The following is an 8,134-nucleotide window of genomic DNA, read 5'->3' as shown; positions in this document are numbered from 1 at the left end:
GTTGGAGCCGTGTATCGCGCGGCTGAACAATATTCGCCGGCGCCATCCAGCACTCCAGCAACTGCGCAACATAACCTTCCACGCGATCGACAACGATGCGCTGCTGGCTTACAGCAAGTTCGACCCGATCACCGGCGACTGCGTGCTGGTGGTCGTCACGCTCAATGCGTTCGGCGCAGAACAAGCCACGCTGTGGCTGGACATGGACGCGTTGGGCATGGAGCACCATGAGCGGTTCTGGGTACGCGACGAAATTACTGGTGAGGAATACCATTGGGGTGCAGACAATTTCATCCGGATCGACCCTGGCTATGCCGTCGCACACGTGATCAATATGCCGATCATCCCGTCCGAAGCACGAATCAGTCTGCTGCGCCGGAGGTAACGCCGCGATGAAACCAGGAGAAGAAGTCGCCCGAACCCGCCTAGCGCCCGAACCCAGTGACCTGGCCCGGCTGATCGCCGGGGAGCACCACAATCCGCACGGCATCCTGGGCGCCCACGAATACGGCGACCACACCGTCATCCGGGTCTTCCGTCCGCACGCCGCCGAGGTGGTTGCCCTGGTCGGCGACGATCGATTGCCGTTGCAGCACATCGACTCCGGCCTGTTCGCCGGCGCGCTGCCATTCGTCGGCCTGATCGACTACCGGCTCGAGGTGCACTACGACCAGGGCGAACCGCGGGTCGCCGCCGACGCGTACCGCTTCCTGCCCACGCTGGGCGAAGTCGACCTGCATCTGTTCAACGAAGGACGGCACGAACGACTGTGGGAAGTTCTCGGCGCCCATCCCCGTTCGTTCACCACCGCCGACGGCGTGGTCGAGGGTGTGTCGTTCGCGGTCTGGGCTCCCAATGCCAAGGGAGTCAGCCTGATCGCGGAATTCAACGGCTGGCACGGTAACGAGGCACCGCTGCGGGTGCTCGGTTCGTCCGGCGTCTGGGAGTTGTTCTGGCCCGACTTCGCCCAGGACGGCCTGTACAAGTTCCGGGTGCACGGCGCCGACGGCTCGGTCACCGACCGCGCCGACCCGATGGCGTTTGCCACCGAGGTGCCGCCACACACCGCGTCACGGGTGAACGTGAGCGACTACCGCTGGGGCGACGACGGCTGGATGACCGCGCGCGCCACGCGCAATGCGGTGTTCGAGCCGATGAGCACCTACGAAGTCCATCTGGGTTCGTGGCGGCCCGGCCTGTCGTATCGCGACCTGGCCCGCGAGCTGACGGACTACGTTCTGGCACAAGGTTTTACCCACGTGGAGCTGCTCCCCGTCGCCGAGCATCCATTCGGCGGATCGTGGGGATACCAGGTCACCTCGTACTACGCGCCGTCGTCCCGCTTTGGCACGCCCGACGAGTTGCGCGGGCTGATCGACGCGCTACACCAGGCCGGCATCGGCGTGATCGTCGACTGGGTGCCCGCCCACTTCCCCAAAGACGCCTGGGCGCTGGGCCGCTTCGACGGGACACCGCTCTACGAACACTCCGACCCGCGTCGCGGCGAGCAACTCGACTGGGGTACTTACGTGTTCGACTTCGGCCGCGCCGAGGTCCGCAACTTCCTGGTCGCCAACGCGCTGTACTGGCTCCAGGAGTACCACGTCGACGGCCTGCGGGTGGACGCCGTCGCCTCGATGCTGTACCTGGATTACTCGCGCCCCGAAGGGGGGTGGACACCGAACATCCACGGCGGCCGGGAGAATCTGGAGGCCGTGCAGTTCCTGCAGGAGATGAACGCCACCGCACACAAAGCAGCGCCCGGTATCGTCACCATCGCCGAGGAGTCGACGTCGTGGCCGGGCGTCACGCGCCCGACTACCGTTGGTGGCCTTGGCTTCTCGATGAAGTGGAACATGGGCTGGATGCACGACACGCTCGATTACATCGGCCGTGATCCGATCTACCGCAGCTACCACCACCACGCGATCACGTTTTCGATGCTCTACGCCTACAGCGAGAACTTCGTGCTGCCGATCAGCCATGACGAGGTCGTGCACGGCAAGGGCACGCTGTGGGAGCGGATGCCCGGCAGCGACCACATGAAAGCGGCCGGACTGCGCAGCCTGCTGGCCTACCAGTGGGCGCATCCGGGTAAGCAGTTGCTGTTCATGGGGCAGGATTTCGGCCAGCGGGCGGAATGGTCCGAAGAACGCGGGCTGGACTGGTTCCAGCTCGACGAGCACGGCTTCTCCGACGGAATATCGCGGCTGGTTCGTGATCTCAACGCGGTATATCGGAAGTCGTCGGCGCTGTGGAGCCAAGACATCAAGCCGGAGGGCTACTCCTGGATCGACGCCAACGACTCGGCCAACAACGTGTTGAGCTTTCTGCGCTACGGCAGCGACGGCTCGATGATGGCCTGCGTGTTCAACTTCGCCGGCGCCGAGCACAGCGGCTATCGGCTGGGCCTGCCCAAGGCCGGCCGGTGGCGTGAGGTGCTCAACACCGACGCCACCGACTACAACGGCGCCGGGATCGGAAACCTGGGCGGACTCGACGCGACCGACGATCCGTGGCACGGCCGCCCGGCTTCGGCGGTGTTGGCGCTGCCGCCGATGTCGGCGCTATGGCTTGCGCCCGAATAAGACTCTAGTACAACGCATTCGCGAGATTGCGTCGACCTGCAATGACATCTGGGTCTCCCGCGTCGAACAACTCGAACAGCTCGATCAGTCGGGTACGCACCGACGTCCGCTCGTCACCCGATGTTCGCCGCACCAGCGCCACCAGTCGGTCGAATGCCCCGGCCGCATCCTGGCTGAGCAGCTGAACGTCGGCTGCGGCGAAAGCGGCCTCGATGTCGGTCGGTGCGGCATCGGCAGCCGCGATCGCTTCCGGTCCGTGGGCGGTGGCTCGCATCAGAAACGCGATGTGGCGTACCGCGCCTTTGGCTTCGTCGTGGTTGGGGTCGTCGTCGAGGATTGCCTGATAGGAGTTCAGCGCCGCACCGAGGTCGTTGCCCTCCAGCTGCTGACGGGCCTGCGCCAGCGCCGGATCCACCGCTGTGGGCTCGGCTTCAGCATCGGCTGCACCGCTGAGCTTTCCGGCGGTCGCAGACAGCAGCGAGTCGACCCAGCGGCGTAACTGCTCCGGCGGCTGGGCACCTTGGAAGCTGGAGAGCGGTTGTCCGGCGGCCAACGCCACGACGGTGGGAACCACCTCGACGCCGAAGATCTGCGCCACCCGTGCAGAAACATCGACGTTGACGCTGGCCAGCGCCCATTTGCCGCTGTCCTCGGCGGCCAGGCCGGCCAGGATGTCGGCCAACTGCAGACAGACCTCGCTGCGCGGCGACCACAACAGCACCACGACCGGCACCTGGTTGGAGCGCAGCAGTACTTCGTCTTCGAAGTTGGTCTCGTTGACCTCGATACCGGCGGACGACGCGCTCGACGCGTCCCCGCGACTGCCTCCACTGCCAGGAGGGGGTTGCTTCAGGGCAGAAAGATCGACCGCGCCAGACAACGCAGGTCCGATCGAGGGGCGTGGACGGCTCACGCGATCAAGTCTGGCACGGCGCCGCCGGCTGCGTCTCATCCGGCTGGGACGGCTCTATGAGCAACATCACATCAGGGTGGGTCGAGCCGAGAGTCATGCCGCTCCAGCAAACTTCCGGACGCCTGTCCGGCCACGGCGGCCACAAACCGTACTGGCCGGTAACTAGCCAGCGCGCAGGATCAGAGCTTCGCCCTGGCCACCGGCTCCGCACAGCGCAGCAACCCCGTAGCCGGAGCCGCGGCGGGCCAATTCGAGTGCGGTGTGCAGCGCGATCCGGGCCCCCGACATGCCGATCGGGTGACCGATCGCGATCGCGCCGCCGTTGACGTTGACGATCTCGGGGTCCACGCCGAGCTCCTGCATCGAGGCCAGCGCCACCGCGGAGAACGCCTCGTTGATCTCCACTACGTCGAGCTGATCGACGGAAATACCTTCCCGCAGAAGAGCCTTCTTGATCGCGTTGGCGGGCTGCGATTGCAGCGTCGAGTCCGGCCCGGCCACCACGCCGTGCGCGCCGATCTCCACCAGCCAGGTCAGCCCCAGCTCGATCGCCTTGTCCTTGTTCATCACCACGACCGCGGCCGCGCCATCGGAGATCTGCGAGGCCGACCCGGCTGTGATGGTGCCGTCCTTGCGGAATGCCGGTTTGAGCCCGGCCAGCGACTCGGCGGTGGTGTTGGCCCGGATGCCCTCGTCCTCGGCGAACTGCAGCGGATCGCCCTTGCGCTGCGGAATGCTCACCGGGACCACCTCGTCGGCGAAAACACCGTCCTTCCATGCCGCGGCGGCCCGTTGATGCGACCGCGCCGCGAACTCGTCTTGCTGGGCGCTGGAGAACTTGTCGACCTCGTTGCGCTGCTCGGTGAGGGCACCCATCGGCTGGTCGGTGAACACGTCGTACAAGCCGTCGTAGGCCATGTGGTCGCGGACCGTGACGTCGCCGTACTTGTAGCCCGAGCGGCTGTCGATCAGCAGGTGCGGGGCCTTGCTCATGGATTCCTGGCCGCCGGCCACCACCACGTCGAACTCGCCGGCCCGAATGAGCTGATCGGCCAGAGCGATGGCGTCGATTCCGGACAGACACATCTTGTTGATGGTCAGGGCCGGCACGTCCCAGCCGATGCCGGCCGCGACGGCGGATTGCCGGGCCGGCATCTGGCCGGCGCCCGCGGTCAGCACCTGGCCCATGATCACGTACTGCACCAACGCGGCCGGGACGTTCGCCTTCTCCAGCGCGCCCTTGATCGCGATGGCGCCCAGATCGCTGGCGCTGTGATCCTTCAGCGAGCCCATCAACTTGCCGACTGGCGTCCGTGCTCCAGCAACGATCACCGATGTCGTCATGACTACCTCCACAGCGTGGTCCAGGGGCCGATCGCCAAGATCGGGAAGGACGGATTCTTCACGATCAGGTTACCGTTACGTGATGACCACCGATCACGTTGACACCCGTCGAGTACTCGGCACCGCTCTGGTGACGGCGGTCGACCACGTCGGCATCGCGGTGCCCGACCTCGACGACGCGATCGCGTGGTACCACGACCACCTCGGCATGATCGTGCTGCACGAGGAAATCAACGACGATCAAGGAATTCGCGAGGCGATGCTCTCGGTGCGCGGCGCCGCGGTCGGTAGCGCTCAGGTTCAACTGATGGCACCCATCGACGACTCGTCGGCGATCGCCAAGTTCCTCGACAAGCGCGGCCCCGGCATCCAGCAGATCGCCTACCGGGTCAGCGACCTCGACGCGCTCACCAGGCGCCTGCGCGACCAGGACATCCGGTTGCTCTACGACGCGCCCCGGCGCGGCACAGCGAACTCGCGGATCAACTTCATCCACCCCAAGGACGCCGGCGGCGTGCTGGTCGAATTGGTCGAGCCTGCCGACGACGCCGTCTAAGACCACTTTCGGGTCGGCGCGCGCGTTGCGCGGTTCGCCCAGCACGGGGTGTGCCAATGCCGTCGATCGTCGAGCGCCGCCTCGCCGCAGTTGGCCAGCCACACCACCACATGGGCTGTGCCTGATCGTATTTCGTGATCGCAGCCTGGGCAGCGATAGGTTTTCAGAGCCCGCGCAGCGGCTATTGACCGCACCTCGTAGTCGTGGCCGCCCGGCCCGGTCTCCACCCGACGCGGAACGGGCAGCGGCGGCGGTGGCTGCTGCCGACGCGCTGAACTGCGGCGCCGAGACATGACCGCAGTCTAGTGAGGCAGCTCAGAACAACCGGAACTCGTCGGAATCCATGCCCCGCATCTTGTCGTAATCTAATGTCAGACAACGAATCCCGCGATCGGTTGCCAAGGTCTTCGCCTGCGGCTTGATCTGCTGGGCCGCAAAGACCCCGCTCACCGGCGCCAGCAGACTGTCCCGGTTGAGCAACTCCAGGTATCGGGTGAGCTGCTCGACTCCATCGATTTCACCACGGCGCTTGATCTCGACCGCGACGCAGCGCCCCTGATCGTCGCGGCACAGTAGGTCGACCGGACCGATCGGCGTCATGTACTCGCGGCGCACCAGCGTGTAGCCGGCTCCGAGCAACTCGACATGCTCGGCGAGCAGCACCTGTAAGTGGGCTTCGACGCCGTCCTTGACCAGCCCCGGGTCGATCCCGAGCTCATGGCTTGAGTCGTGGTCGATCTCCTCGACCGTGATGCGCAGTTGCTCGCCAGCCTTGTTCTGTACCACCCACACCGAGGCGTCACCGGCCTCTTCGGAGAACCAGCACGGCGGGCTCATCCAGTTCAGCGGCTTGTAGGCGCGGTCGTCGGCATGCACGCTCACCGAGCCGTCGGCCTTGAACAGCAGCAGCCGCCGCGCCGAAGGCAAGTGAGCGGTCAGCCGTCCGACGTAATCCACGGTGCAACGAGCGATGACGAGACGCACGCACCACACCTTAAGCGCGAGCCCACTGAGCAACTAGGCTGACGCCACCATGACGGCCAGGCGATCGACCGCGCAGCGACTGGGGCGCGTGTTGGAACGGGTCACCCAGCAGAGCGGTCGACTGCCCGACACTCCGGCCTACGGGTCCTGGCTGCTGGGCAAGGTGTCGGAGAGCCAGTCCCGGCGCCGGGTGCGGATCCAGCTCATCCTGACGGTATTCATCGTCGGAGCGAACGTGATCGGGATCGGCGTCGCGGCGCTGCTGCTGACTGTCGCGTTCCCGAAGCCGAGCGTCTTCAGCGCCGAGTATCTGTGGATCACCTTTGCCGTCACGCCGGCGTATTGTGTCGTCGCACTGGGTCTGGGCACCTATTTGATCACCCGCCGGACCATCGGCGTCCTGCGCTGGTCCATCGAGGAGCGACAACCCACCCCCGACGACGAACGCGCGACGTTCACCGCGCCGTTCTGGCTCGCGCTCGGCGTCCTCGTGCTGTGGGTGATCGGGACCGCTTTGCTGACAACGCTTTACGGTTTGGCCAATAGCACGTTCATTCCGATCGTCGGCTTCTGCGTCAGCGTATGCGGGATCCTGGTGTCCACCGCGTGCTATCTGTTCACCGAGTTCGCGCTGCGACCGGTGGCTGCCCAGGCGCTCGAGGCGGGCGGGCCGCCGCGACGACTGGCGCCCGGGATCATGGGCCGGACGCTGACCGTGTGGCTGCTGGGTTCTGGTGTCCCGATGCTCGGCATCATGGTCACCGCACTGTTGGGTGGCGTGCTGCTGGACAATCTGAGCAAAACCCAGTTGGCGGTCGCGATCTTGGTAATCTCGACTGCCGCAGTAATTTTCGGCTTCGTATTGATGTGGATCCTGGCCTGGCTGACCGCGACACCGGTACGGATGGTTCGTGCTGCACTCAAACGCGTCGAAGACGGCGACCTACGCGGCGATCTGGTGGTGTTCGACGGGACCGAACTCGGGGAGTTGCAGCGCGGATTCAACGCGATGGTCGACGGTCTGCGCGAGCGGGAACGGGTGCGGGATTTGTTCGGGCGCCACGTCGGACGCGAAGTCGCCGCCGCCGCCGAGCGGGACATGCCGCAACTCGGTGGCGAAGAACGCCATGTCGCAGTGGTTTTCGTCGATATCATCGGCTCGACGCAATTGGTGACGAGCCGACCGGCGGCCGAGGTCGTCCAACTGCTCAACCGGTTTTTCGCGGTGATCGTCGAAGAGGTCGACCGTCATCACGGGCTGGTCAACAAATTCGAGGGCGACGCGGTGCTTGCGGTCTTCGGAGCTCCCAACCATCTCGACCGACCCGAGGATCAGGCGCTCAGTGCCGCGCGCGCCATCGCTCGTCGTCTGGACAGCGAAGTACCCGAGATCAAGGCCGGCATCGGGGTCACGGCCGGCAACGCGGTGGCCGGCAATGTCGGCGCCAAGGAAAGATTCGAATACACGGTGATCGGCGAACCGGTCAACGAGGCCGCGCGGCTGTGCGAGCTGGCCAAAAACGAGCCACGCCGGCTACTGGCGTCCTCAGACACCGTCAACGCGTCCAGCGACGACGAGCGGGCCCACTGGTCGCTGGGACACACTGTCACGTTGCGCGGCCACGATCATCCCACCCAACTGGCATCACTCAGCTAGCTCCGGGAGGCTGGGCAATGGCGAACGATCCGGAAATTGCCTCGTGCATAGGATGTCGATGTGGATATCAATGGAGCTAGCGCCGTCGTCAC

Annotated in this window: 7 protein-coding genes and 1 pseudogene; 4 read left to right on the top strand and 4 right to left on the bottom strand. The window is 65.6% G+C overall.

Annotated features, from left to right (window positions below):
* Nucleotides 1-385: pseudogene (locus AC2VOU_RS00550) on the top strand (alpha-1,4-glucan--maltose-1-phosphate maltosyltransferase); the annotation flags it as partial.
* Nucleotides 386-392: 7 nt separating this feature from the next.
* On the top strand, nucleotides 393-2,588 hold the full coding sequence (gene glgB / locus AC2VOU_RS00545; RefSeq protein ID WP_486955597.1) for a 1,4-alpha-glucan branching protein GlgB: 2,196 nt from the start codon (nucleotides 393-395) through the stop codon (nucleotides 2,586-2,588).
* A gap of 4 nt (nucleotides 2,589-2,592) precedes the next feature.
* Here glgB and AC2VOU_RS00540 read toward each other — a convergent pair whose 3' ends face one another.
* Both AC2VOU_RS00540 and AC2VOU_RS00535 read right to left on the bottom strand, forming a co-directional pair.
* Nucleotides 2,593-3,501 (bottom strand): co-chaperone YbbN, encoded by a 909-nt coding sequence (locus AC2VOU_RS00540; protein ID WP_486955596.1) that lies wholly within the window; start codon nucleotides 3,499-3,501, stop codon nucleotides 2,593-2,595.
* Nucleotides 3,502-3,663: 162 nt separating this feature from the next.
* A complete protein-coding gene (locus tag AC2VOU_RS00535) occupies nucleotides 3,664-4,845 on the bottom strand; it encodes an acetyl-CoA C-acetyltransferase (protein WP_486955595.1) in 1,182 nt (393 codons plus the stop codon).
* 79 nt (nucleotides 4,846-4,924) lie between these two features.
* On the opposite strand from AC2VOU_RS00535, the gene mce reads away from it, so the two are divergent.
* A complete protein-coding gene (gene mce, locus AC2VOU_RS00530; RefSeq protein WP_486955594.1) occupies nucleotides 4,925-5,401 on the top strand; it encodes a methylmalonyl-CoA epimerase in 477 nt (158 codons plus the stop codon).
* On the opposite strand, the gene AC2VOU_RS00525 is transcribed toward mce, so the two are convergent.
* Nucleotides 5,398-5,694: a hypothetical protein gene (locus AC2VOU_RS00525; RefSeq protein WP_486955593.1), complete on the bottom strand. Its 297-nt coding sequence runs from the start codon at nucleotides 5,692-5,694 to the stop codon at nucleotides 5,398-5,400. The genes mce and AC2VOU_RS00525 overlap by 4 nt on opposite strands.
* Before the next feature lie 22 nt (nucleotides 5,695-5,716).
* A complete protein-coding gene (gene nucS / locus AC2VOU_RS00520) occupies nucleotides 5,717-6,385 on the bottom strand; it encodes an endonuclease NucS (RefSeq protein ID WP_486940294.1) in 669 nt (222 codons plus the stop codon).
* A gap of 49 nt (nucleotides 6,386-6,434) precedes the next feature.
* On the opposite strand from nucS, the gene AC2VOU_RS00515 reads away from it, so the two are divergent.
* Nucleotides 6,435-8,042: an adenylate/guanylate cyclase domain-containing protein gene (locus tag AC2VOU_RS00515; RefSeq protein ID WP_486955592.1), complete on the top strand. Its 1,608-nt coding sequence runs from the start codon at nucleotides 6,435-6,437 to the stop codon at nucleotides 8,040-8,042.
* Nucleotides 8,043-8,134: the final 92 nt, after the last annotated feature.

The sequence above is a fragment of the Mycobacterium sp. TH-M25 genome, from assembly GCF_057473665.1.
Note: the sequence above shows the minus strand (reverse complement) of the source record. Positions and strands in the feature narration are given on the sequence as shown.

Excerpts from the sequence above, each read along its gene's own strand:
- AC2VOU_RS00525 (WP_486955593.1), bottom strand. The coding sequence starts at position 5,694 with ATGTCTCGGCGCCGCAGTTCAGCGCGTCGGCAGCAGCCACCGCCGCCG.
- glgB (WP_486955597.1), top strand. The coding sequence starts at position 393 with ATGAAACCAGGAGAAGAAGTCGCCCGAACCCGCCTAGCGCCCGAACCC.
- AC2VOU_RS00535 (WP_486955595.1), bottom strand. The coding sequence starts at position 4,845 with ATGACGACATCGGTGATCGTTGCTGGAGCACGGACGCCAGTCGGCAAG.
- AC2VOU_RS00515 (WP_486955592.1), top strand. The coding sequence starts at position 6,435 with ATGACGGCCAGGCGATCGACCGCGCAGCGACTGGGGCGCGTGTTGGAA.